The 22,814-nt window shown below is 71.9% G+C and carries 21 protein-coding genes; 9 read left to right on the top strand and 12 right to left on the bottom strand.

Annotated elements, in window-relative coordinates:
• The first annotated feature begins 78 nt into the window (after positions 1–78).
• On the top strand, positions 79–1,413 hold the full coding sequence (gene gabT, locus IE287_RS07880) for a 4-aminobutyrate--2-oxoglutarate transaminase (RefSeq protein WP_189848162.1): 1,335 nt from the start codon (positions 79–81) through the stop codon (positions 1,411–1,413).
• 101 nt (positions 1,414–1,514) lie between these two features.
• Positions 1,515–2,249: a phosphatase PAP2 family protein gene (locus IE287_RS07875; RefSeq protein ID WP_229883327.1), complete on the top strand. Its 735-nt coding sequence runs from the start codon at positions 1,515–1,517 to the stop codon at positions 2,247–2,249.
• Here the strand turns inward: IE287_RS07875 and IE287_RS07870 are convergent.
• The 8 genes from IE287_RS07870 to IE287_RS07835 all read right to left on the bottom strand — a co-directional run bounded on the left by IE287_RS07870 (position 2,215) and on the right by IE287_RS07835 (position 12,047).
• Positions 2,215–4,017: a chitinase gene (locus tag IE287_RS07870; RefSeq protein WP_189848160.1), complete on the bottom strand. Its 1,803-nt coding sequence runs from the start codon at positions 4,015–4,017 to the stop codon at positions 2,215–2,217. The genes IE287_RS07875 and IE287_RS07870 overlap by 35 nt on opposite strands.
• 237 nt (positions 4,018–4,254) lie before the next feature.
• Positions 4,255–4,737, bottom strand: a complete 483-nt coding sequence (locus IE287_RS07865) for a bifunctional DNA primase/polymerase (protein ID WP_189848159.1) — start codon at positions 4,735–4,737, stop codon at positions 4,255–4,257.
• Between the two features lie 130 nt (positions 4,738–4,867).
• Positions 4,868–6,286, bottom strand: coding sequence for an NAD(P)/FAD-dependent oxidoreductase (locus IE287_RS07860; protein WP_189848158.1), 1,419 nt, complete (start codon positions 6,284–6,286; stop codon positions 4,868–4,870).
• A 36-nt stretch (positions 6,287–6,322) separates the two neighbouring features.
• Positions 6,323–7,117 carry an ABC transporter permease gene (locus tag IE287_RS07855; protein ID WP_189848157.1) on the bottom strand — a complete coding sequence of 265 codons (795 nt, stop codon included), beginning with the start codon at positions 7,115–7,117 and terminating at the stop codon, positions 6,323–6,325.
• The gene (locus IE287_RS07850; RefSeq protein WP_189848156.1) at positions 7,117–8,049 is read right to left on the bottom strand and encodes an ABC transporter permease; all 933 of its coding nucleotides are present in this window, start codon (positions 8,047–8,049) and stop codon (positions 7,117–7,119) included. The genes IE287_RS07855 and IE287_RS07850 overlap by 1 nt, the downstream gene beginning before the upstream one ends.
• Positions 8,046–9,194, bottom strand: a complete 1,149-nt coding sequence (locus IE287_RS07845; RefSeq protein ID WP_189848155.1) for an ABC transporter ATP-binding protein — start codon at positions 9,192–9,194, stop codon at positions 8,046–8,048. The genes IE287_RS07850 and IE287_RS07845 overlap by 4 nt, the downstream gene beginning before the upstream one ends.
• Positions 9,195–9,234: 40 nt before the next feature.
• Positions 9,235–10,482 (bottom strand): ABC transporter substrate-binding protein, encoded by a 1,248-nt coding sequence (locus tag IE287_RS07840; RefSeq protein ID WP_189848154.1) that lies wholly within the window; start codon positions 10,480–10,482, stop codon positions 9,235–9,237.
• A 50-nt stretch (positions 10,483–10,532) separates the two neighbouring features.
• Complete coding sequence (locus tag IE287_RS07835) at positions 10,533–12,047, bottom strand: gamma-aminobutyraldehyde dehydrogenase (protein WP_189848153.1); 1,515 nt, start codon at positions 12,045–12,047, stop codon at positions 10,533–10,535.
• A 175-nt stretch (positions 12,048–12,222) separates the two neighbouring features.
• On the opposite strand from IE287_RS07835, the gene ybiA reads away from it, so the two are divergent.
• Positions 12,223–12,807 (top strand): riboflavin biosynthesis intermediates N-glycosidase, encoded by a 585-nt coding sequence (gene ybiA, locus IE287_RS07830; protein WP_189848152.1) that lies wholly within the window; start codon positions 12,223–12,225, stop codon positions 12,805–12,807.
• Here the strand turns inward: ybiA and IE287_RS07825 are convergent.
• Positions 12,775–13,449: a DUF4190 domain-containing protein gene (locus IE287_RS07825; protein ID WP_189848151.1), complete on the bottom strand. Its 675-nt coding sequence runs from the start codon at positions 13,447–13,449 to the stop codon at positions 12,775–12,777. The genes ybiA and IE287_RS07825 overlap by 33 nt on opposite strands.
• Positions 13,450–13,523: 74 nt before the next feature.
• Here IE287_RS07825 and IE287_RS07820 point away from each other — a divergent pair, with 74 nt between their 5' ends.
• The 6 genes from IE287_RS07820 to IE287_RS07795 all read left to right on the top strand — a co-directional run bounded on the left by IE287_RS07820 (position 13,524) and on the right by IE287_RS07795 (position 19,187).
• A complete protein-coding gene (locus IE287_RS07820) occupies positions 13,524–14,555 on the top strand; it encodes an adenosine deaminase (RefSeq protein WP_189848150.1) in 1,032 nt (343 codons plus the stop codon).
• 21 nt (positions 14,556–14,576) lie between these two features.
• Complete coding sequence (locus IE287_RS07815; protein ID WP_189848149.1) at positions 14,577–15,263, top strand: glycerophosphodiester phosphodiesterase; 687 nt, start codon at positions 14,577–14,579, stop codon at positions 15,261–15,263.
• Positions 15,263–16,039, top strand: a complete 777-nt coding sequence (locus IE287_RS07810; RefSeq protein ID WP_189848148.1) for an SAM-dependent methyltransferase — start codon at positions 15,263–15,265, stop codon at positions 16,037–16,039. The genes IE287_RS07815 and IE287_RS07810 overlap by 1 nt, the downstream gene beginning before the upstream one ends.
• Positions 16,039–17,187, top strand: a complete 1,149-nt coding sequence (locus IE287_RS07805) for a sensor histidine kinase (protein ID WP_229883326.1) — start codon at positions 16,039–16,041, stop codon at positions 17,185–17,187. The genes IE287_RS07810 and IE287_RS07805 overlap by 1 nt, the downstream gene beginning before the upstream one ends.
• Positions 17,184–17,897, top strand: a complete 714-nt coding sequence (locus IE287_RS07800) for a response regulator (protein ID WP_189848147.1) — start codon at positions 17,184–17,186, stop codon at positions 17,895–17,897. The genes IE287_RS07805 and IE287_RS07800 overlap by 4 nt, the downstream gene beginning before the upstream one ends.
• A 108-nt stretch (positions 17,898–18,005) precedes the next feature.
• Entirely contained in the window at positions 18,006–19,187 is a 1,182-nt protein-coding gene (locus IE287_RS07795; RefSeq protein ID WP_189848245.1) for a serine hydrolase domain-containing protein, read from the top strand.
• Between the two features lie 181 nt (positions 19,188–19,368).
• Here IE287_RS07795 and IE287_RS07790 read toward each other — a convergent pair whose 3' ends face one another.
• From IE287_RS07790 to IE287_RS07780, 3 genes are all read right to left on the bottom strand, one after another.
• Complete coding sequence (locus IE287_RS07790; RefSeq protein WP_189848146.1) at positions 19,369–19,911, bottom strand: hypothetical protein; 543 nt, start codon at positions 19,909–19,911, stop codon at positions 19,369–19,371.
• Positions 19,912–19,977: 66 nt separating this feature from the next.
• On the bottom strand, positions 19,978–21,165 hold the full coding sequence (locus tag IE287_RS07785; RefSeq protein ID WP_189848145.1) for a polyamine ABC transporter substrate-binding protein: 1,188 nt from the start codon (positions 21,163–21,165) through the stop codon (positions 19,978–19,980).
• Between the two features lie 132 nt (positions 21,166–21,297).
• Positions 21,298–22,734 carry a gamma-aminobutyraldehyde dehydrogenase gene (locus IE287_RS07780; RefSeq protein WP_189848144.1) on the bottom strand — a complete coding sequence of 479 codons (1,437 nt, stop codon included), beginning with the start codon at positions 22,732–22,734 and terminating at the stop codon, positions 21,298–21,300.
• Positions 22,735–22,814: the final 80 nt, after the last annotated feature.

Here is a 22,814-nt window from a genome sequence, read left to right as displayed (position 1 = left end):
GCATGCCCGGAGCCCTCCCCCGCGCCTAGCCTGCGGAGGAAACCCGCAAGAGCGTCCAGAACACCCCAGGAGCCCCGCATGAACGCTGTCCCGCAGGAGCGGCGCGTCGTCACCGCCATTCCCGGTCCGAAGTCGCAGGAGCTTCAGGCTCGCCGGCTGGACACCGTCGCCGGGGGCGTGGGTTCCACGCTGCCGGTGTTCACGAAGCGCGCGGGCGGCGGCATCATCGAGGACGTCGACGGCAACCTGCTGATCGACTTCGGCTCCGGCATCGCCGTGACCTCCGTGGGCGCCTCCGCCGAGGCCGTCGTGCGCCGCGCGTCCGCGCAGCTCCAGGACTTCACCCACACCTGTTTCATGGTGACGCCGTACGAGGGCTACGTGGAGGTCTGCGAGGCGCTGGCCGAGCTGACCCCGGGCGACCACGCCAAGAAGTCCGCGCTCTTCAACTCGGGTGCCGAGGCCGTCGAGAACGCCGTCAAGATCGCGCGTTCCTACACCAAGCGCCAGGCCGTCGTCGTCTTCGACCACGGCTACCACGGCCGGACGAACCTCACCATGGGCATGACGGCGAAGAACATGCCGTACAAGCAGGGCTTCGGTCCGTTCGCGCCCGAGGTCTACCGCGTGCCGGTCGCCTACGGCTACCGCTGGCCCACCGGTGCCGAGAACGCCGGCCCCGAGGCCGCCGCCCAGGCGATCGACAACATCACCAAGCAGATCGGCGCCGAGAACGTCGCCGCGATCGTCATCGAGCCGGTCCTCGGCGAGGGCGGCTTCATCGAGCCGGCCAAGGGCTTCCTTCCGGCGATCGTGAAGTTCGCCAACGACAACGGCATCGTCTTCGTCGCGGACGAGATCCAGGCCGGCTTCTGCCGCACCGGCCAGTGGTTCGCCTGCGAGGACGAGGGCATCGTCCCGGACCTCATCACCACCGCCAAGGGCATCGCGGGCGGTCTGCCGCTCGCCGCCGTCACCGGTCGCGCCGAGATCATGGACTCCGTCCACGGCGGCGGCCTGGGCGGCACCTACGGCGGCAACCCGGTGGCCTGCGCCGGTGCGCTCGGCGCCATCGAGACGATGAAGGAGCTGGACCTCAACGGGAAGGCCAAGCGCATCGAGGAGGTCATGAAGGGCCGCCTCACCACGATGCAGGAGAAGTTCCCGGTCATCGGCGACATCCGCGGCCGCGGCGCCATGATCGCCATCGAGCTGGTGAAGGACCCGGTGACGAAGGAGCCGGCCGCCGAGGCCGCCGCCGCGCTCGCCAAGTTCTGCCACAACGAGGGCGTCCTCGTCCTCACCTGCGGCACCTACGGCAACGTGCTCCGCTTCCTCCCGCCGCTGGTCATCGGCGAGGACCTGCTGAACGAGGGTCTGGACGTCATCGAGGCGGCGCTCGCCGCCCTCTGAGGGACGCTTCGGCGCAAAGAGTGAAGACTCTGTGGGGGGCCGATGGCGGGACGCGTTTCCCGCTGTCGGTCCCCCTCCGCGTGCCGTACGGTCTTCTCCAGATGAGAGAAACACCCCGGGCGGAGCCTCCCCAGCCCCGTCCGCACCGTGCCGAAGCGCACACCGCCGGGGCCTCTGGCTCCGGGACTCCTCACCGATCGGATGGCCGCCCGCCCCACACCCCCCGGGGCGCGCGGCAGCCCGATCCCCTCGGCCGCCCCGGAACCACCCCCCCTGTTCCAGGGCGGCCGGCTCTCTTCTCGGCGCTCGTCGCCCTCGCCGTCGTGACCTGGCAGGTGCTCGTCCACGGCCCCTTGGCCAGGCTCGACGAGCGGGTGTCCCGCTCCCTGGTGGACACGGTCCCCCGGTGGGCGGGCGAACTCGCCTCCGACCTCGGCAATCTGACGGTGGCCCTGCCCGTGCTCGCCGCCGCGATGGCGTACGCCGTGCGGCGCGGCCGCCGCGCCGACGCCCTCTTCGCGGGCCTCGCGATGGCCGCCGTGCCGCTCCTGGTCGTCCCCCTGAAGGAGTGGACGGCCCGCCCCGGCCCCCTGGAGCCCTGGGCCCAGGGCTACTACCCGTCCGGCCACACGGCGACGGCGATGGTGGCCTACTTCGGTGCCGCCTATCTGGTGTCGAGACGGCTCGTCCCCGTCGCCGCCGTGCTGACGGCGGTGACGGGGACGGGCCTGATCCTGCGGGGCTTCCACTGGCCGCTGGACGTGCTGGCCAGTCTCTGCCTCGGCTTCCTGGTCCTGGGGGTCAGCTCCAGTTGTAGGCGTCGAAGTTCCGGCTGAACTCCCACTGGTTGAAGCGGTCCCAGTTGATCGACCAGGTCATCAGGCCGCGCAGGGACGACCAGGTGCCGTGGGTCTGGTAGGTGCCGCAGTTGGTCTTCTTGGTGAGGCAGTCGAGGGCCTTGTTGACCTCGGAGGGGGTGGTGTGGCCGTTGCCCGCCTGGGTGGAGGCGGGGAGGCCGATGGCGACCTGGTCGGGGCGCAGGCCGGGGAAGAAGCGCTCGGCGTTGCCGGCGACCGGGAAGCCGGTGAGCAGCATGTCGGTCATGGCGATGTGGAAGTCGGCGCCGCCCATGGAGTGGTACTGGTTGTCGAGGCCCATGATGGGGCCCGAGTTGTAGTCCTGGACGTGGAGCAGGGTGAGGTCGTCGCGCAGGGCGTGGATGACCGGGAGGTAGGCGCCGGCGCGCGGGTCCTGGCCGCCCCAGGGGCCGGAGCCGTAGAACTGGTAGCCGAGCTGGACGAAGAAGGTCTCCGGGGCCATGGTGAGGACGAACTTGGCGCCGTACTTGGCCTTCAGGGTCTTGATCGCCTGGATGAGGTTGACGATCACCGGCGAGGTCGGGTTCCGGAAGTCGGTGTCGCCGGTCTGGAGCGAGAGCGAGTGGCCCTCGAAGTCGATGTCGAGGCCGTCGAGGCCGTACTCGTCGATGATCTTCGAGACGGACGAGACGAAGGCGTCGCGGGCGGCCGGGCCGGCGAGCTGGACCTGGCCGTTCTGTCCGCCGATGGAGATGAGGACCTTCTTGCCCGCCGCCTGCTTGGCCTTGATCGCGGCCTTGAAGTCCGCGACGGACTCGACGTTCGGGCACTCCGTCACCGGGCAGAGGCTGAAGCGGATGTCGCCGGAGGTCACCGAGGTCGGCTCGCCGAAGGCGAGGTTGATGACGTCCCAGGAGTCGGGGACGTCGGCCATGCGGGTGTAGCCGGAGCCGTTGGCGAAGCTGGAGTGGAGGTAGCCGACGAGGGCGCGGGCGGGCAGTTCGCCGCCTCCCCCGCCGCCGCCGGAGGTCGTGGTGGCGGTGACCGCGGCCGACTTCGCGGACTCGCCCGCGCTGTTGGCAGCGGAGACCTGGAAGGAGTACGGGGTGTTCGCGGTGAGGCCGGTGGCGGTGTACGAGGTGCCGGTGACGGTCGCGGCGAGGGTGCCGCCCCGGTAGACCTTGTACGAGGTGGCGCCGGAGACGGCGGGCCAGCTGAGCGGCACCGTGCTGGAGGTCGGGCTGCCCGCGGCGAGGCCCGTCGGGGTGGCGGGGATCGCGACCGGGTCGCCGCCGGGGCCGAAGAGCGAGAGGTCGTCGGCCTGGTAGGCGGGGGTGCCGTACCAGCCGTGGGTGTAGACCGTGACCGAGGTGGTCGTGGCGCCGGTGGTGAAGGTCTTGCTGAGCTTCTGCCAGTCCGGGGCCGACTGGGTCCAGGCGTAGCCGTCGGCGGTGCCGCTGCCGGTGACGCCGAGGTAGACGTAGCTGCCGCGGACCCAGCCGCTGAGCGTGTACGTCGAGTTGGGCTTCACCGTGATGGTCTGCGCGCACTTGGCGTTGTCGCTGCCGGCGGGGGTCGCCTGGAGCGCCTTCGTCCCGCCGTGCACGGGTGAGGAGATGACGGCGCCGCTGCCCGCGGTGCAGCTCCAGCCGTCCAGGCCGGCCTCGAAGCCGCCGTTGCGGGCGAGTTCGGAGTCGGCGGCCTGGGCGGTCGGCGTGAGCGCGGCGAGCCCGCCGACGGCGAGCGCGCCCGCGAGGAGCAGGGTGAGCGGTCTGGTGCGGTCCACGACTGCCTCCGGGGGTGGGGGATCGGAGTGGAGCGCGCCACAGCATGGTCCAGACCAATCGAGTGGTCAAGACCTCTGTACGGGAAGGGACTTGAGAAGGGACTGGGGAAGGGGCTTGGGGGCGGGCCCGGGGAGGGCTCGGGAAGGGGCTCTGGAAAGAGCGCGGGGAGGGGCCGGGAAGGCCCTCGCAGGGAGTTTGCGCAGGGCCCGGGGAGGGGCCGTCGGCGGAGGTCGGGGTCAGGGGGCGCTCTCCCCGCGCGGCGGTCCCCCCGCCAGCGCGCCCGCCGCCTCGTGCATGGCCAGTTCGAGCAGTGAGGCGTCGGTGAGGGTGCCGAGCCCGTCCGGCGCCACCAGCCAGCGCGCCGCGCCGGTCGCGCGCCCCGGGTGCGGGACGACGATCCAGGTGCCGGGTCCGGCGCCGCGGACCCCGGTGCCGAGCCAGCGGGCGGACGTGCCGGGCGGCACGAAGAAGCCGGTCCGGGCGTCGCCGAAGTCGGCGAGGACCGGGCCGGGCCGGTCCACCAGGCGGGTGAGGACGTCGAGGGTGGGGCGGCCGAGCTCGCCCGGCAGGATCAGCACGTCCCAGCGCCGGCCGGCGGGCAGCAGGACGACCCCGTGCGGGTTGCGCTCCCACTCCCAGCGGCAGGCGTCGGGATCCGGTGCGACCGAGGCCAGCCATTCCACCGCGGCCCTGACGCCGGAAGCCCCCGTAGTCGCCATCGTGCGCACTCCTCTCCATGGGGACGCGCGGAGTGCGCGTCCACACGGAGAGAGCGCGATGGTCCCCCGCTCTTACGCGGGTTTCCCTACCCAGCGGTTGTGATCTGAATCACACCGCTGGGGAGGGGTGTCAGCTGTCGAAGCCGAGGCCCAGCTTGTCCATCGTCTTCAGCCACAGGTTCCGCCGGCCGCCGTTGGCGTCGGCGCGGGCCAGCGACCACTTGGTGATCCCGATGCCGGCCCAGGCGATCGGCTCCGGCGGGAAGGGCAGCGGCTTGGAGCGGACCATGTCCAGCTCGGTGCGCTCGGTGCGCTCCCCGGCGAGGAGGTCGAGCATCACGTCGGCGCCGAAGCGGGTGGCGCCGACGCCGAGGCCGGTGTAGCCCTGCGCGTACGCCACCTTGCCCTGGTGGGTGGTGCCGAAGAAGGCCGAGAAGCGCGAGCAGGTGTCGATCGCGCCGCCCCAGGCGTGGCTGAAGCGGAGCCCCTCCAGCTGCGGGAAGCAGGTGAAGAAGTGCTCGGCGAGCTTGAGGTAGGTCTCCGGGCGGTGGTCCATCTCCGCCTGCACCTTGCCGCCGAAGCGGTAGATGGCGTCGTAGCCGCCCCACAGGATGCGGTGGTCGGCCGTGATGCGGAAGTAGTGGAACTGGTTGGCGGAGTCGCCGAGGCCCTGCCGGTTGCTCCAGCCGACCGAGGCGAGCTGCTCCTCGGTGAGCGGCTCGGTGACCAGCGCGTAGTCGTACACCGGGACGGTGTACGGGCGCAGCCGCTTGACCAGCGACGGGAAGACGTTGGTGCCGAGGGCGACCCGGCGGGCGGCGACCCGTCCGTAGGGGGTGCGGACGGCCATGCCGCCGCCGGCCGCGACCAGGTCGAGGCCCGGGGTGTTCTCGAAGATCCGCACCCCGAGGTCGAGGCAGGCCCGCTTGAGGCCCCAGGCGAGCTTGGCCGGGTGGAGCATGGCCACGCCGCGCCGGTCCCACAGGCCGCCGCGGAAGGTCGGCGAGTTCACCTCGGCCCGGACGGCGTCCTGGTCGAGGAGGGTGAGGCCGTCGGCGAGGCCGAGCCGCTCGGCCTCCTCGTACCACTCGTGGAGCTCGTCGACCTGGTACGCCTCGGTGGCGACGTCGATCTCGCCGGTGCGCTCGAACTCGCAGTCCAGGGAGTAGCGGGCGACGGCCTCCTCGATGGCGTCGAGGTTGGCCTCGCCCAGGCGCTCCAGCTTCGGCAGCTCGCCGGGCCAGCGGGCCAGTCCGTTGCCGAAGCCGTGGGTGAGGGAGGCGGCGCAGAAGCCGCCGTTGCGGCCCGAGGCGGCCCAGCCCACCTCGCGGCCTTCGATGAGCACGACGTCCCGGGAGGGGTCGCGCTCCTTGGCGAGGAGCGCGGTCCACAGTCCGCTGTAGCCGCCGCCGACGACGAGGAGGTCGCACTTCTCGGTGCCGGTGAGGGCGGGCAGGGCGCCGGGCTTGCCGGGGTCTTCCAGCCAGAAGGGGACGGGCTGGGCGTCGGAGAGAGATTGTGCAGCGAGACGCATGGCGACTGGGGCCATGGTTTCCAACTCCTTCGGTGCCTGAGCTTCCTACGCTCAGGCCGTTGCTGTTTTCTTGCGCCGGTTCGTGATGATTTGACCGGCTACCACCATCAGTACCGCGAGAACGAACATCGCGGTGCCGATCACGTTGATCTGAACGGGGGTGCCGCGCTGCGCCGAGCCCCAGACGAACATGGGGAAGGTCACCGTGGAGCCCGCGTTGAAGTTGGTGATGATGAAGTCGTCGAACGAGAGCGCGAAGGCGAGCAGGGCCCCGGCCGCGATGCCGGGAGCGGCGATCGGCAGCGTGACGCGCAGGAAGGTCTGCGCGGGTCCGGCGTAGAGGTCGCGCGCGGCCTCCTCCAGGCGCGGGTCCATGGACATGACCCGGGCCTTGACCGCCGTCACGACGAACGACAGGCAGAACATGATGTGGGCGATGAGGACCGTCCAGAAGCCCAGCTCGATGCCCATGTTGAGGAAGAGGGTGAGCAGCGAGGCGGCCATGACGACCTCGGGCATCGCCATCGGCAGGAAGATCAGCGAGTTGATCGCGCCGCGCGCCCGGAAGCGGTAGCGGACCAGCGCGAAGGCGATCATGGTGCCGAGGACGACCGCGCCGACGGTGGACCAGGCGGCCAGCTGGAGCGAGAGCGTGAGCGACTCGCACATGTCGGCGACGCCGCAGGGGTCCTTCCAGGCGTCCAGGGAGAACTGCTGCCAGGAGTAGTTGAAGCGCCCGTTCGGCTTGTTGAACGAGAACACCATGACCACGACGTTCGGCAGGATCATGTACGCCAGCGTCAGCAGGCCGGCGATGACGACCAGGTTCTTGCGGATCCAGCTCATCAGACGAGGTCCTCCGTTCCCGCCTTGCGGATGTAGACGGTGACCATGAGGAGCACGATCGCCATGAGGATGAAGGACAGGGCGGCGGCCGTCGGGTAGTCGAGGACGCGGAGGAACTGCGACTGGATGACGTTGCCGATCATCTTGGTGTCGGTGGAGCCGAGCAGTTCGGCGTTGACGTAGTCGCCGCTCGCCGGGATGAAGGTGAGCAGGGTGCCGGAGACGACGCCGGGCATCGACAGCGGGAAGGTCACCTTGCGGAAGGTGGTGGCCGGGGAGGCGTAGAGGTCCTGGGCCGCCTCGTGCAGCCGGCCGTCGATCCGCTCCAGCGAGGTGTAGAGCGGCAGGATCATGAACGGCAGGAAGTTGTACGTGAGGCCGCAGACGACCGCCATCGGGGTGGCGAGCACCCGCTCGCCCTCGGTCCAGCCGAGCCAGCTGGTGACGTCGAGGACGTGCAGCGCGTTGAGCGCGTCCACGACGAGGCTGTCGTCGGCCAGGATCGTCTTCCACGCCAGGGTCCGGATGAGGAAGCTGGTGAAGAAGGGGGCGATGACGAGGACGAGGAGCAGGTTGCGCCAGCGGCCGGCCTTGAAGGCGATGAGGTACGCCAGCGGGTAGCCGAGCAGCAGGCAGAGCGCGGTGGCGGTGCCCGCGTACAGCAGCGAGCGCAGCAGCTGCGGCCAGTACTCGGTGAAGGCGTCGACGTACGTCTGGAAGTGCCAGGTGACCTGGAAGCCCTCTTCGAGGGAGCCGGTCTGCACCGAGGTGGAGGCCTGGTAGACGAGCGGCAGGGCGAAGAAGACGAGCAGCCAGAGGATGCCGGGGAGCAGCAGCCAGTAGGGGACGAGCCGCTTGCGGGTGGGAGGCTTGCGCAGAACCGGTTCTTCAACCGGTCCCGGCGCCGCTTCCTTGGTCAGGGTGGTGGTCACGAGGCGTCCTCCACCGTCTCCACGCCCGCGTCGATGTCCTGAGTGGCGTCGAGGCCGAAGGTGTGCGCCGGGTTCCAGTGCAGGACGACCTCGGCGCCGGGGCGGAGCCGCGCGTCGCGCTCGATGTTCTGCTCGTAGACCTGGAGCTCCGCGCCGGCCGGCGAGTTCACCACGTACTGGGTGGAGACGCCGATGAAGGAGGAGTCGGCGATCCGGCCGGTGACCTGGTTGCGGCCGTCCGCGATCGCGCCGGCGTCGTCGGCGTGCGTCAGCGAGATCTTCTCGGGACGGACGCCGACGAGGAGCTTGCCTCCCTGGCGGACCGCGTCGGTACAGCGGTCCCCGGGGACCCTGAGCCTGCCGCCGCCGGCCGTGACGACGACCTCGGAACCGGTCTCCACGACCTCGGCCTCGATGAGGTTGGAGGTGCCGAGGAAGTTGGCGACGAAGGTGGTCCTCGGGTTCTCGTACAGGTCGGCGGGGGCGCCGAGCTGCTCGACCCGGCCGCCGTTCATGACCGCGACCTGGTCGGCCATGGTCATGGCCTCCTCCTGGTCGTGGGTGACGTGGACGAAGGTGATGCCGACCTCGGTCTGGATCCGCTTGAGCTCCAGCTGCATCTGGCGGCGCAGCTTGAGGTCGAGGGCGCCGAGCGGCTCGTCGAGGAGGAGCACCTGCGGGTGGTTGATGAGCGCGCGGGCCACGGCGACGCGCTGCTGCTGGCCGCCGGAGAGCTGGTGCGGCTTGTGCCGGGCCTTGTCGCCGAGCTGGACGAGCTCCAGCATGTCGTCGACCTGCTTCTTCACCGATTTTATGCCGCGCCGGCGCAGGCCGAAGGCGATGTTCTCGGAGATGTCCATGTGCGGGAAGAGCGCGTAGGACTGGAAGACGGTGTTGACCGGCCGCTTGTAGGGCGGCAGGTCGGTGACGTCCCGGTCGCCGAGGAAGACGGTGCCGCTGGAGGGGTCCTCCAGGCCGGCGATCATGCGCAGGGTGGTGGTCTTGCCACAGCCGGAGGCCCCGAGCAGGGCGAAGAAGGAGCCCTGCGGGATGGTCAGGTCGAGCGGGTGGACGGCGGTGAAGGAGCCGTACGTCTTGCTGATCCCGGTGAGTCGGACGTCGCCGCCGGTGGTCTTGTCAGTCATGGGTTGCGGTCCCGGATCTACGTGAAGGATGGACGACGGCTCAGGCGCCGATGAGCTTGGCGAACTTCTCCTCGTACGCCGTCTCTTCCTCGCTGGTCAGCGAGCGGAAGGCGCGGGACTTCCTGGCCATGGCCTTGTCGGGGAGGATCAGCGTGTTGGCCGCGAGCTCGGGATCGATCTTGGCCAGCTCGTCCTTGACCCCGTCGACGGGGCAGACGTAGTTGATGTAGGCGGCGAGCTGGGCGGCCACCGGGAGCTCGTAGTAGTAGTCGATGAGCTTCTCGGCGTTGGTCTTGTGCCCGGCCTGGGCGGGGACGAGCAGGTTGTCCGTCGAGGTGATGTACCCGGCGTTCGGGATGGCGTACTGGATGTCCGGGTTGTCCGCCTGGAGCTGGATGACGTCGCCGGCCCACGCCAGGCACGCGGCGAGGTCGCCCTTGTCCAGGTCGGAGGTGTAGTCGTTGCCGGTGAAGCGGCGGATCTGCTTCTTGTCGACGGCCTTCTGGAGACGGCCGACCGCCGCGTCGTAGTCGGCGTCGGTGAAGTCCCCCGGGTCCTTGCCCATGTCGAGCAGGGTCATGCCGACGGTGTCGCGCATCTCGGTGAGGAAGCCGACCCGGCCCTTGAGGGCGGGGTCGTCGAGGAGCTGGCTGACCGAGTCGACCTTCTTCCCGCCGGTCGCCTTGGTGTTGTAGGCGATGACGGTGGAGATGCCGGTCCAGGGGTACGAGTAGGACCGGCCGGGGTCCCAGTCGGGGCGGCGGAACTGCGCGGAGAGGTTGGCGTAGGCGTTGGGCAGGTTCGCCGGGTCGAGCTTCTGGGCCCAGCCGAGGCGGATGATGCGCGCGGCGAGCCAGTCGGTGACGCAGATCAGGTCGCGGCCGGTGTCCTGGCCGGCCGCGAGCTGCGGCTTGATCTTGCCGAAGAACTCGACGTTGTCGTTGATGTCCTCGGTGTACTTGACCTTGATCCCGGTGCGCTTCGCGAACGCCTCCAGGGTCGGGCGGGACTTCTCGTCCTCGCTGACGTCCATGTACTCGGTCCAGTTGGAGAAGTTCACCGTCTTCTCCTTGGCCGAGACGTCCGTGGACGCCGGGCCCTGGCCCTCCCGCTTGGCCGGCGGGATGCCACAGGCGGTGAGGCCGGCCAGGCCGCCCACCGTGAGCGCGCCCACGCCGCCCGCCCGCAGCAGCGAGCGGCGGCTGAGGGCGCCACGGCCGCTCGTCATGCTGCGCCGGATCGCCGCCAGCTGGGCGGCGGACAGACGGTCGGGCTCGTACTGCTCCATGCGCTGTGCCCTTTCGGGATGGGTTGCGCCGCTGGTCGGGCGGCTGGCTGCTATCGGTCCCCGAAGATCGTGCGGTGCCAGTCCTTGGCCGCCACCGCGGTGTTGTCGAACATCACGTGCTTGACCTGCGTGTACTCCTCGAAGGAGTAGGCCGACATGTCCTTTCCGTAGCCGGACGCCTTGGCGCCGCCGTGCGGCATCTCGCTGATGATCGGGATGTGGTCGTTGACCCAGACGCAACCCGCCTGGATCTCGCGGGTGGCCCGGTTGGCCCGGTAGACGTCGCGGCTCCAGGCGGAGGCGGCGAGGCCGTACGGGGTGTCGTTGGCGAGCCGGATGCCCTCGTCGTCGCCGTCGAAGGGCAGGGCCACCAGGACCGGACCGAAGATCTCCGACTGCACGACCTCGCTGTCCTGCGCGGCGCCGGTGATCAGGGTGGGCCGATAGTATGCGCCGTTCTCGAGCTCTCCACCAGGGGCTTCGCCTCCGGTGACGACGGTCGCGTAGGCGCGGGCCCGCTCCACGAAGCCGGCCACCCGGTCGCGCTGGGCGTGCGAGACGAGCGGGCCGAGGTCGGTGGACGGGTCGGCGGGGTCGCCCAGCCGGACCGTCTCCATGAGCTCGGCGACCCGGGCGACGAAGGCGTCGAAGAGGGGGCGCTGGACGTAGGCGCGGGTGGCGGCGGTGCAGTCCTGGCCGGTGTTGATGAGGGAGGCGGCGACGGCGCCGTGGGCGGCGGCCTCCAGGTCGGCGTCGTCGAAGACGACGAAGGGGGCCTTGCCGCCCAGCTCCAGGTGGAGCCGCTTGACGGTGGCGGTGGCCACCTCCGCGACCCGCTTGCCGACCGGGGTGGAGCCGGTGAAGGAGGTCATGGCGACGTCCGGGTGGCCGACCAGGTGCTCGCCGGCCTCGCGGCCGGAGCCGTTGACGATGTTGACGACGCCGTCGGGGATCCCCGCCTCCTTCGCCGCCTGGGCGAACATCAGGGAGGTGAGCGGGGTCAGCTCGGCCGGCTTGAGGACGATGGTGTTGCCCGCGGCGATCGCCGGGAGGATCTTCCAGGCGGCCATCTGGAGCGGGTAGTTCCAGGGGGCGATGGAGCCGACCACGCCGATCGGCTCGCGCCGGACGTACGAGGTGTGGTCGCCGGAGTACTCGGCGGCGGACTGGCCCTGGAGGTGGCGGGCCGCGCCGGCGAAGAAGGCGGTGTTGTCGATGGTGCCGGGCACGTCGAACTCGGTGGCGAGCCGGATCGGCTTGCCGCACTGGAGGGATTCGGCCAGGGCGAAGTCCTCGGCCTGCTCGGCGAGGACCGCGGCGAAGCGGTGCAGCGCGTCGGAACGCTCGCCCGGCGTCGCCCCGGCCCAGCCGGGGAACGCCTCCTTGGCGGCGGCCACGGCCGCGTCGACGTCCGCCGTGGAGGCGAGTTCGTAGGTGTACACGCTCTCGCCGGTCGCGGGGTCGACGACGCTGTGCGTGCGTCCCGAGGTTCCGGCGCGGAGCCGTCCGCCGATGTACTGCGCGCCGTCCGCGAAGCGGTCCGTCACCTGGAAGCGGTTGCCCATGACGCTCTCCGTTGTCCCAGCTCGAATTGAGTGCCGATCCTGACAGAGGGATACGGCCCGAACAAGTGATTCCGTTGTTGCCTTTTGGTTACTCGACGGAATCGGTCGACCAAGTGTCTAGGTCGCAGGAAAATCTTCGTACGGAGTGTCCGTCGCGGATGTCAGACTCGCGTGCATGATGACCCTCGAATCACTGACACAGCAGGTCAGCAGGGGTGACAAGGTGAAGTGGCTGCACTTCTGGGGCCACCGTCCGGCCCCGGACGGGCGGCTCGCCGCGAGCTGCCTCAGCCAGTGGTGGCCGTCACCCTTCGAAGTCTCCGGCGTGCGGTACGCGACGGCCGAGCACTGGATGATGGCGGAGAAGGCGCGCCTCTTCGGCGACGCCGTGGCCGAGCGGACGGCGCTCGCCGCCCGCACCCCGGCGGAGGCGAAGAACGCGGGCCGGCTGGTCCGCGGCTTCGACGAGACCGTGTGGGCGCGGGAGCGCTCCGGGATCGTGGTGGCCGGCAGCGTCCACAAGTTCGCCTCGGACGAGGGGCTGCGGAGCTACCTGCTGGGGACCGGCCGCCGCGTCCTCGTCGAGGCGAGCCCGCTGGACCGGGTCTGGGGCATCGGCCTGGCCGCCACCGACCCCGGCGCCCACGACCCGGCCCGCTGGCGCGGGCTCAACCTGCTGGGCTTCGCGCTCATGGAGGCCCGGGAGCGGCTGCGTGCGCGGGCGGGGTCAGTGCCGGTCGCCGACGACGAGCACCGCTGAGGTCGACGTGCCCGTGTCGCCGCCCCCGTCCTCGTCCTCGTAGGTGTCGTAGGAGACGACCGCCCAGACGACGAGGGCGATGAACGCCGCGCCGAGGACCGTGGAGACGGCACCGAGGACGATGCCCGCGGTGGCGGCGCCGCCGTTGCTCGCCTCGCCCCGGTTGGCGCGCTTGCGGCCGAGGATGCCGAAGATCAGGGCGAGGACGCCGAGGATGATCGACGGCACGCCGTAGAACCAGAAGAGGCAGGTGCCGATGATGCCGAGCACCATGCCGGCCGTGCCCATGCCGTTGTACTGGCCGGGCAGCGGCCCGTACGGCAGCGGATGGGCCGGCGGGTAGCCGTACGCGGGACCGGCGGGGCCGGGGGCCGGGTAGCCGTAGCCGGCCGGGCCGGGCGCCGGGTAGCCGTACGAGGGCGGCGGCTGCGCGCCGTAGGCGGCGGGCCCGCCGGGGGCGACGGGGGGCGGCGGCAGCTCTCCGGCGGCCGTCTCCCCCACGGGTATGGAGGTGACCGTCCGCCGGTCGTGGACCGGACGGTCCACCGGACCCCCCTTGCCCAGCTCCACCGGCCGGGTCGGCGGGGCCCACGGGTCGGCCGCGTCCCGGTCCTGCGGGCGCGGCTCTGCGTTCTCGGACATTCGGGGCTCCCTCCGTGGTCCCGTCATGCTACGGCGTCCCGGTCGCCCCGCCCCGCCCCGCCTACGATGACCCGATGACCGATCTCCACCCCTTCATCGCGGGTCTGCCCAAGGCCGAGCTGCACGTCCACCACGTGGGCTCCGCCTCCCCGCGGATCGTCTCCGAGCTGGCCGCCCGGCACCCGGACTCCAAGGTCCCCACGGACCCGGAGGCGCTGGCCGACTACTTCACCTTCACCGACTTCGCGCACTTCATCGACGTGTACCTGTCCGTCGTGGACCTGGTGCGCACCCCGGAGGACGTCCGGCTGCTGACCTTCGAGGTCGCCCGGGACATGGCCCGGCAGAACATCCGCTACGCCGAGCTGACCGTCACCCCCTACTCCTCCACCCGCCGCGGCATCGACGAGCGGGCCTTCATGGCGGCGATCGAGGACGCCCGCAAGGCGGCCGAGGCCGAGTTCGGCACCGTGCTGCGCTGGTGCTTCGACATCCCCGGCGAGGCCGGCCTGGAGGCCGCCGAGGAGACCGCGCGGCTCGCCGTCACCGACGGCATCCGCCCCGAGGGCCTGGTCTCCTTCGGCCTCGGCGGCCCGGAGATCGGGGTGCCGCGCCCGCAGTTCAAGCCGTACTTCGACCGGGCCAGGGCGGCCGGGCTGCGGTCGGTGCCGCACGCCGGCGAGACCACCGGCCCCGAGACGGTCTGGGACGCGATCCGCGACCTGGGCGCCGAGCGCATCGGCCACGGCACCAGCTCCGTCCGGGACCCCGGGCTGCTGGCGTACCTGGCGGAGCACCGGATCGCCCTGGAGGTCTGCCCGACCTCGAACATCGCGACCCGGGCGGTGGCCACGCTCGACGAGCACCCGATCCGGGCCATGGCCGACGCCGGCGTCCTGGTGACGGTCAACAGCGACGACCCGCCCATGTTCGGCACCGACCTGAACGACGAGTACGCCGTCGCCGCCCGGCTCCTGGAGCTGGACGAGCGCGGGGTGGCCGCCCTCGCGAAGAACGCGGTGGAGGCCTCCTTCCTCGACCCGGCCGGCAAGGAGCGCCTGGCCGCCGAGATCGACACGTACACGGAGAACTGGCTGGCGCGCTGAGCCCCGGCCGAGAATGGGCCCATGCGATCCGTCACTGTCGTAGGCCACCGCGGCGACCCCTACCGCGCCCGTGAGAACACCCTCCCCTCGATCGGCTCCGCCTTCGAGCGGGGTGCGGACGCGGTCGAGGTCGACGTCCGGCTCACGAAGGACGAGGTGCCCGTCCTCCTCCACGACGACACCCTGAAGCGGCTGTGGCGCCACGACCGTCCGCTCTCCTCGCTCACCCACGAGCAGCTGCGCGAGCTGACGTACGGCGGGGTGCCGACGCTCCGCGAGGCGCTGCTGGCGGCCGGGGCGCACCGGCTGATGCTCGACCTGCCCGGCGGGAACGAGGACTCGGTGCGGAAGATCGTCGGCACGGTCCGCGAGGCCGGCGCCGGCGGCCGCGTCCTCTACTGCGCGGGGGCGGTCGCGATGCTCCGGGTGCGGGCCGCCGACCCGCACGCGGAGATCGCGCTCACCTGGACCTCGCTGGCACCGCCGCGTCCGGTGCTCCTCGACGCGGTCCGCCCGAAGTGGCTCAACTACCGCTTCGGCCTGGTCGGTCGCGAACTGGCCGAGCGGGTGCACCGGGACGGGCTGCTCGTCTCGGCCTGGACTCCGGACACCCGCAGGAGCATGCGTAGGCTGATCGCCAACGGGGTCGACTCGATCACCACCAACCGGGTCGACGTCCTCGCCGCCGTCCTGCGAAAGGCTCCCTGATGAACGACCGGATCCGCACCGACATCGCCCACAACGCCCGGGTGTGGAACTACTGGCTGGGCGGCAAGGACAACTATCCGGTCGACCGGGCCGTCGGCGACCAGGTCACCTCCTTCCACCCGGGCATCGGTGAAGTCGCCCGCGCCGACCGGGCGTTCCTCGGCCGCGTGGTGACCGGGCTCGCCGGGGACGGCGTCCGCCAGTTCCTCGACATCGGCACCGGCCTGCCGACCGCGGACAACACCCACGAGGTGGCGCAGCGGGTCGCGCCGGACGCCCGGATCGTCTACGTCGACAACGACCCGATCGTCCTCACCCACGCCCGGGCGCTGCTGACCAGTTCCCCCGAGGGCGTCACCGCCTACGTGGACGCGGACGCCCACGACCCGGAGCGGATCCTGGCGGCGGCGGGCGAGGTCCTCGACCTGGAGCGCCCGGTGGCGGTCCTGATGCTCGGCATCCTCAACTTCGTCCTGGACACCGACGAGGCCCGGTCGATCGTGCGGACCCTGATGGCCTCGATGCCGTCCGGCAGCCATCTCGTCCTCACCCACCCGACGCTCGAACCGGAGCTGGGCGGCGAGGGCAACAGGAAGGCGATGGCCTTCTGGAACGAGAACGCCACCCCGCCCATCACCGCCCGCACCCGCGAGGAGTTCACCTCCTTCTTCGACGGGCTGGAGCTGCTGGGCCCCGGCGTCGTCTCGTGCGCCCGGTGGGGCGCGCCGGAGGCCGCCGCGGTGGCGCAGTTCGGCGCGGTGGGCCGCAAGCCGTAATGCGGATACGGGGGGTGGGGCAGGCCCGCGAGTGGGGCGCGGCGCATCCGGCGGCCGTGGACGCGGGGATCGCGCTGCTGGTGCAGGCGGCGGTGACGATGCCCTTCGTGGTGCCGCGCCCGCCGGAGCTGGAGCCGGCGACCTGGCCGGCGTACGGGCTGACGACGCTGACCGTGCTGCCGCTGGTGTGGCGGCGGCGGGCGCCGATGGCGGTGCTGCTCGCGGTGCTCGCCGCGAGCGGGGTGTACCGGCTGGCGGTGGACGGTCCCGGGCAGCCGCTGCCCTACCAGGGGCTGGTGTGCGTCTACACGATCGCGGTGCTCGCGCCGGCCCGGCAGCGGGCGGTGACGGCGGCGCTGCTGCTGGTCGCGGTGCCGGTGTCGGTGTGGCTCAACACCCGGTCGGCCCGCGAACTGACCTTCTCGCTCTTCGTCTTCGGCGCCGCCTACGTCTTCGGCCGGCTCACCGACGCGCGGCAGCGGGCGCACCGGGTGGAGGAGGAGCGGGCCGCCGCGCGGGAACGGGCCCGGATCGCCCGGGAGATGCACGACATCCTGTCGCACGCGGTGAGCCTGATGATCGTGCAGGCCGAGGCGGGTCCGGTGGCGGTGCGCCGGGCGCCGGAGCGGGCGGAGGCCGCCTTCGAGGCGATCTCCGCGACCGGGCGGGACGCGATGGACCAACTGCGGCGGATGCTGGGCGTGTTGCGCGACGACGACGCCGGGGACGGACGCTCGCCCCAGCCGGACCTGGGCGGGCTGCCCGCCCTGGTCGACCGGGTGCGGTCCGGCGGTCTGGACGTGCGGTACGAGACCGCCGGCGAGGTGTCGGGGCTGCCCGCCCCGCTCGCGGCGGCCGTCTACCGGATCGTCCAGGAGGCGCTGACCAACGCGGTGCGGCACTCCGGGGCCGGGAGCGTGACCGTGCGGGTCGAGCGGGCCGCCGGGAGGCTCACCGCGCTGGTCCGCGACGACGGGCGCGGACCGGCCGCCGGGGCGGGCCGTCCGGGGGGCCACGGCCTGACCGGGATACGGGAGCGGGCCGCCGCCCACGGCGGCGCGGCGCACATGGGCCCCGGTCCGGACGGGCGGGGCTTCGAGGTGCGGGCGGTCCTGCCGGTACCGGACGCGGCGGAGGTGCGGGCGTGACGATCCGTGTGGTGGTGGCCGACGACCAGGAGCTGGTCCGCAGCGGCTTCGCGCTGATCCTGGACGTCCAGGACGACATCGAGGTGGTCGCGGAGGTCTCCGACGGGGCGCAGGCGGTGGAGGCGGTGCGCCGCCACCGGCCGGACGTGGCCCTGCTGGACATCCGGATGCCCCGGATGGACGGCATCGAGGCGTGCCGGACGATCAGCGCGGAGAGCGCCTGCCGGACGGTGATCCTGACGACCTTCGACTCGGACGCGTACGTGTACGAGGCGCTGCACGCGGGCGCGAGCGGCTTCCTCCTGAAGGACGTGCGGCGGGACGACCTGGTGCACGCGGTGCGGGTGGTGGCGGCGGGCGACTCGCTGCTGGCGCCCTCGGTGGCCCGCCGGCTGGTGGAGCAGTACACGGCGGGCGGCCCGCGCCGGGCGACCGCCCCCGACCCGCGGCTGGACGTGCTGACGGGCCGGGAGCGGGAGACGCTGCTGCTGCTCGCGCGGGGCCTGTCGAACGCGGAGATCGCGGCGGAGCTGGTGGTCAGCGAGCACACCGTGAAGACCCACGTGGGCAACGTGCTGGCGAAGCTGGGGCTGCGGGACCGGATCCAGGCGGTCATCTGCGCCTACGAGACGGGCCTGGTGGCCCCGGCGCCTCCCCCGTCGGGGGGAGCGCCGGGGGCCGGTCCCTCCCCCGCTCCGGCGAGGGGCTGAGCGGCGGGGACCGCCGGTGCGGGCGATCCGCCCGAGGGGGTCGCTCCGGAAGGCTGTGGGCATCGGGAACGACAGCCCACAGCCGAGGAGTCCGACGTGAACGCGTCCCTGAAGAGGTCCACCCGCACCCTGCTCGCCGCCGCCCTGGTGCTGGGCGTCGCGGCCGGACCGGCCGCCCTCTCCCCCGCCTTCGCGGCGACGGCCCCGGCGGCTTCCGCCCCGGCCCCGGCGGTCCCCCCGGGCTCCCCCGACCTGTCGGCGGTGATCGCGGGCCTGCCCCGCGCCGACGCGACGGCGGCCCTGGTGCGGGTCGGCGGCACCGGGGGTTCCTGGCGGGGCGCCGCGGGCGTCCACGACCTGGAGTCGGGTGCGCCCGCCGACCCGGCGGCCCGCTTCCGGGCCGGGTCGGTGACGAAGGTCTTCACGGCGGCGACCGTGCTCCAGCTGGCCGCCGAGGGCCGGATCGACCTGGACCGGACGGCCCGCTCGTACCTGCCGGAGCTGATCCCCGGCCGGTACGCGACGGTGACCGTCCGCCAGTTGCTGAACCACACGCACGGCATCCCGGCCCCGACCCTCCCCGGCACGACCGTGGAGGAGTGGTACGAGCGCCGCTTCGAGGCGTACGAGCCCGGGGAGCTGGTCCGCTCGGCGACGTCGAAGCCCCGCGAGTTCCGCCCGGGCACCCGGCAGCACTACCTGAACATCGGCTACACGATCGCGGGGCTGCTCGTGGAGCGGGTGACGGGCGACTCCTACGAGCACCAGGTGGAGCGGCGGATCCTGCGCCCGCTGGGCCTGCGGGACACGTACCTGCCGGGGGGCGAGGCGGAGATCCGGGGGCCGTACAACCACGGCTACCAGACCATGCGGCTCGACGACGGCACGACGGGGCTGCGCGACGTCTCGGTGTGGCCGGCGACGGACGGCTGGGCGGCCGGCGACCTGGTGTCGACCACGGCGGACCTGGAGCGGTTCACCCGGGCGCTGTTCGCGGGCCGGGTGGTCCGCGGCCCGCTCCTGGAGGAGATGTTCACCCTGCCGCCGGTCACCGACTTCCGCAGCGGCGACCCGGCCGCCTTCTCGGCCGGCCTGTCGATGAAGCGGCTCGGCGGGCGGGAGGTCTGGGGCAAGACCGGGGGCCGCTGGGGGTACAACACGGCGATCGCCTCGACCCGCGACGGCTCCCGCACCCTCGTCTACAGCGTCAACTCCACCGACGCCAAGGGACAGGACACCAACCGGACGGTCCTGTCGCTGATGGTCGGGGCGTACGGCCTGCCGGACTGATCACCAGCCGTCCCGGTGCGGGACCTGCTCGCGCGCGATCCGCCGGGCGGGGCGGAAGCCGGTGCCGACCGTGTACGCGACGGGGGTGAGGGCGGCCCGGTGGGGACGGTCGCCGCGCTGGGCGTGACCGTCCCCGCCGGCGTGCCCCCGGACCGGGTGGCGGCGGCGGTCCGGGCGGCGGCTACGCGGGCACGGCCGCCGGTGCCGCCGCCGTCGCCGTGACGGCTTCGAGGCGCTTGATCATGCGGCGGACGTGGAGCAGCGGCAGGATGCCGAGGACCCCGAAGGACATGTCGATCACCGACCACCAGAAGGGGATGTCGCGGATCGGCCCGCAGATCAGCGCGAGGGGGATGATGCCGACGCAGGCGATCATGCCGAACTCGACGACCCAGATGTTGCGGACGGGATCGCGGTACGCGCCGTGGAAGGCGACGGCGATGACGAGGTGGGCGAAGGCGAGCCAGTCGGTGCCGTAGAGGAGGTAGGGCGCCTCGGCGCCGGCCGTCGCGACGCCGCCGGCCACCTCGTGGATCCACTCCGCGAGACCGGGGAGGGCCTGGGCGACGGGGGCGGCCCAGCCGGTCAGCGAGGAGTCGAGCCAGCGGAGTTCGGTGACGAGCGGGAAGGCGGTGAGCCCGCTCAGGACGAGGCAGACGACGAAGAAGATCAGCCAGGCGCGGATGCGCGCGAGAAGGGCTCTCGGCCCGTTCGTGTCGCTCATGGAGGCAGCGTACGCCCCCTCTGAACGCGTTCAAAAACGGGGGGTGCAGGTGCGGGGACCGCCGGTTCAGAGGCCGACGATCCCGTTCCAGCGCTTGGCCATCTCGCGGCGCTCGGACGCGGCGATGTCGCGGGCGATGGCGAGGCGTCCGCGCATCTCCCGGTCGGGGAAGACCAGCGGGTCCTCGGCGAGGGCGGCCAGCTCCTCGTCGCCGGAGTCGGCCAGGACCGCCTGGGCGGCGGGGACCGGGCAGACGTAGTTGACCCAGGCGGCGAGTTCGGCGGCGACCTCGGGCTCGTAGTAGTAGTCGACGAGCTTCTCGGCGTTGGCCTTGTGCCGGGCGAGGTTGGGGACGAGCAGCGACTCGGCCCACAGCTCGCCGCCCTCCTCGGGGACGACGAACGCGATGTCGGGGTTGTCGGCCTGGAGCTGGATGACGTCGCCGGAGTACGCCTGGCAGGCGAGCACGTCGCCGCCGGACAGGTCCTTGATGTAGTCGTTGCCGGTGAAGCGGCGGATGTGCTTCTGGGCGACCAGCTTCTCGATCCGGTCGCAGACGGCGTGGAAGTCGTCGGCGGTCCAGCGGGTGACGTCGACCCCGTCGCCCTGCATGAGCAGGGAGATGGACTCGTCGAGGCCGGAGAGGAGGGTGACCTTGCCGCGCAGGTCGGCGTCCCACAGCTGCCGGGTGGAGCGCAGCTCCCGGCCGAGCGCGCGCCGGTTGTAGGCGATGCCGGTGATGCCGGACTGCCAGGGCACGGAGTGGAGCCGGCCGGGGTCGAAGGCGGGGCGGCGCAGCTGGGGGTCGAGGTGGCCGGCGACGTTCGGCTGGGCGGCGCGGTCCATCTTCTGGACCCAGCCGAGGCGGACGAAGCGGGCGGCCATCCAGTCGCTGACGACGATGAGGTCGCGGTCGCTCGCCTGGCCGTTCATGAGGGCCGGGCCGACCTTGCCGAAGAACTCGTCGTTGTCGTTGATCTCCTCGGTGTAGCGGACGGAGATCCCGGTCCGCTCCCGGAAGGCGTCGAGGGTGGGCCGCTTCTGCGGGTCGTCGTCGTCCGTGTCGATGTAGAGCGGCCAGTTGGCGAAGGTGAGGCTCCGCTCGCGGCCGGACAGGTCCCGGCCGGCGCGCTCGCCCTCGGCGACGTGGGCGGGCTTCACGCCGCAGGCGGCGAGGAGGCCGGCGGCTCCGGCGGCTCCGAGTCCCCGCAGCACGGACCGGCGGGGCGTGGTGTTCCTGGCTGTCGCTCTCACCCGCGAAGCATCGCCCCCGGCCGGGAGCCGTCGCAATGGACGCTCCGTCGAGCGGCACGGCACGGCCCCGACACCTTGTCGATCATCGGATCGACGGTGCCGGGGCCGTGGCGCGACGGACTACCGGGCGGTTCAGCCCAGCGAGGTCATGACGTGCTTGATGCGCGTGTAGTCCTCGAAGCCGTACGCGGAGAGGTCCTTGCCGTAGCCGGACTTCTTGAAGCCGCCGTGGGGCATCTCGGCGACCAGCGGGATGTGGGTGTTGATCCAGACGCAGCCGAAGTCGAGGGACTTGGACATGCGCATGGCGCGCTGGTGGTCCTTGGTCCAGACGGAGGAGGCCAGGGCGTACTCGACGCCGTTGGCGAACTCCAGGGCCTGCGCCTCGTCGGTGAAGGACTGGACGGTGATGACCGGGCCGAAGACCTCGTTCTGGACGATCTCGTCGTCCTGCTTGAGGCCGGAGACGACGGTGGGGGCGTAGAAGTAGCCCTTGTCGCCGACGCGGTGACCGCCGGCCTCGACCTTGGCGTGGGCCGGGAGGCGGTCGATGAAGCCGGCGACCTGCTTCAGCTGGTTGGCGTTGTTGAGCGGGCCGTAGAGCACGTCCTCGTCGTCCGGCTGGCCGGTCTTCGTCTCGGCGGCGGCCTTGGCGAGGGCGGCGACGAACTCGTCGTGGATGGACTCGTGGACGAGCACGCGGGTGGCGGCCGTACAGTCCTGGCCGGCGTTGAAGAAGCCGGCGACGGAGATGTCCTCGACGGCCTTCTCGATGTCGGTGTCCTCGAAGACGACGACCGGGGCCTTGCCGCCCAGCTCCAGGTGGACGCGCTTGACGTCCTTGGCCGCCGACTCGGCGACCTGCATGCCGGCCCGGACGGAGCCGGTGATGGAGGCCATCGCCGGGGTCGGGTGCTCGACCATGGCGCGGCCGGTCTCGCGGTCGCCGCAGATGACGTTGAAGACGCCCTTGGGGACGATCGCGCCGATGATCTCGGCCATCAGGACGGTGGAGGCGGGGGTGGTGTCCGAGGGCTTGAGGACGACCGTGTTGCCCGCGGCGAGGGCCGGGGCGAACTTCCACACGGCCATCATCATCGGGTAGTTCCACGGCGCGACCTGGGCGCAGACGCCGACCGGCTCGCGGCGGATGATGGAGGTCATGCCCTCCATGTACTCGCCGGCCGAGCGGCCCTCGAGCAGACGGGCGGCACCGGCGAAGAAGCGGATCTGGTCCACCATCGGCGGCACCTCCTCGCTCGCGACGAGGGCGGTCGGCTTGCCGGTGTTGAGGACCTCGGCGGCGATGAGCTCCTCGGCGCGCTCCTCGAAGGCGTCGGCGATCTTGAGGAGCACCTTCTGGCGCTCGGACGGCGTGGTGTCGCGCCAGGCGGGGAAGGCGGCCGCGGCGGCCTCCATGGCGGCGTCGACGTCGGCCTGGCCGGAGAGCGGGGAGGTCGCGTACACCTCGCCGGTGGCCGGGTTGGTCACCTCGATGGTGCGGCCGTCGGCCGCGTCGCGGAACTCTCCGTCGATGTAGTTACGCAGCCGGCGCAGCTCGGTGGTCACTTGCCACCCCTCCTGTCACGTTCTGTTCCGCACGGCCTTGTGCGGGCGTCCCGATGGGTGAGACACCCCAGCGTACTTGT

The organism is Streptomyces omiyaensis (genome assembly GCF_014650895.1).
Classification (GTDB): domain Bacteria; phylum Actinomycetota; class Actinomycetes; order Streptomycetales; family Streptomycetaceae; genus Streptomyces; species Streptomyces omiyaensis.
This window is presented reverse-complemented; position numbering and strand designations above follow the sequence as displayed.

Excerpts from the sequence above, each read along its gene's own strand:
- gabT (WP_189848162.1), top strand. The coding sequence starts at position 79 with ATGAACGCTGTCCCGCAGGAGCGGCGCGTCGTCACCGCCATTCCCGGT.
- IE287_RS07875 (WP_229883327.1), top strand. The coding sequence starts at position 1,515 with ATGAGAGAAACACCCCGGGCGGAGCCTCCCCAGCCCCGTCCGCACCGT.
- IE287_RS07865 (WP_189848159.1), bottom strand. The coding sequence starts at position 4,737 with ATGGCGACTACGGGGGCTTCCGGCGTCAGGGCCGCGGTGGAATGGCTG.
- IE287_RS07860 (WP_189848158.1), bottom strand. The coding sequence starts at position 6,286 with ATGGCCCCAGTCGCCATGCGTCTCGCTGCACAATCTCTCTCCGACGCC.
- IE287_RS07855 (WP_189848157.1), bottom strand. The coding sequence starts at position 7,117 with ATGAGCTGGATCCGCAAGAACCTGGTCGTCATCGCCGGCCTGCTGACG.
- IE287_RS07845 (WP_189848155.1), bottom strand. The coding sequence starts at position 9,194 with ATGACTGACAAGACCACCGGCGGCGACGTCCGACTCACCGGGATCAGC.
- IE287_RS07840 (WP_189848154.1), bottom strand. The coding sequence starts at position 10,482 with ATGGAGCAGTACGAGCCCGACCGTCTGTCCGCCGCCCAGCTGGCGGCG.
- IE287_RS07835 (WP_189848153.1), bottom strand. The coding sequence starts at position 12,047 with ATGGGCAACCGCTTCCAGGTGACGGACCGCTTCGCGGACGGCGCGCAG.
- ybiA (WP_189848152.1), top strand. The coding sequence starts at position 12,223 with ATGATGACCCTCGAATCACTGACACAGCAGGTCAGCAGGGGTGACAAG.
- IE287_RS07825 (WP_189848151.1), bottom strand. The coding sequence starts at position 13,449 with ATGTCCGAGAACGCAGAGCCGCGCCCGCAGGACCGGGACGCGGCCGAC.
- IE287_RS07820 (WP_189848150.1), top strand. The coding sequence starts at position 13,524 with ATGACCGATCTCCACCCCTTCATCGCGGGTCTGCCCAAGGCCGAGCTG.
- IE287_RS07815 (WP_189848149.1), top strand. The coding sequence starts at position 14,577 with ATGCGATCCGTCACTGTCGTAGGCCACCGCGGCGACCCCTACCGCGCC.
- IE287_RS07810 (WP_189848148.1), top strand. The coding sequence starts at position 15,263 with ATGAACGACCGGATCCGCACCGACATCGCCCACAACGCCCGGGTGTGG.
- IE287_RS07805 (WP_229883326.1), top strand. The coding sequence starts at position 16,039 with ATGCGGATACGGGGGGTGGGGCAGGCCCGCGAGTGGGGCGCGGCGCAT.
- IE287_RS07790 (WP_189848146.1), bottom strand. The coding sequence starts at position 19,911 with ATGAGCGACACGAACGGGCCGAGAGCCCTTCTCGCGCGCATCCGCGCC.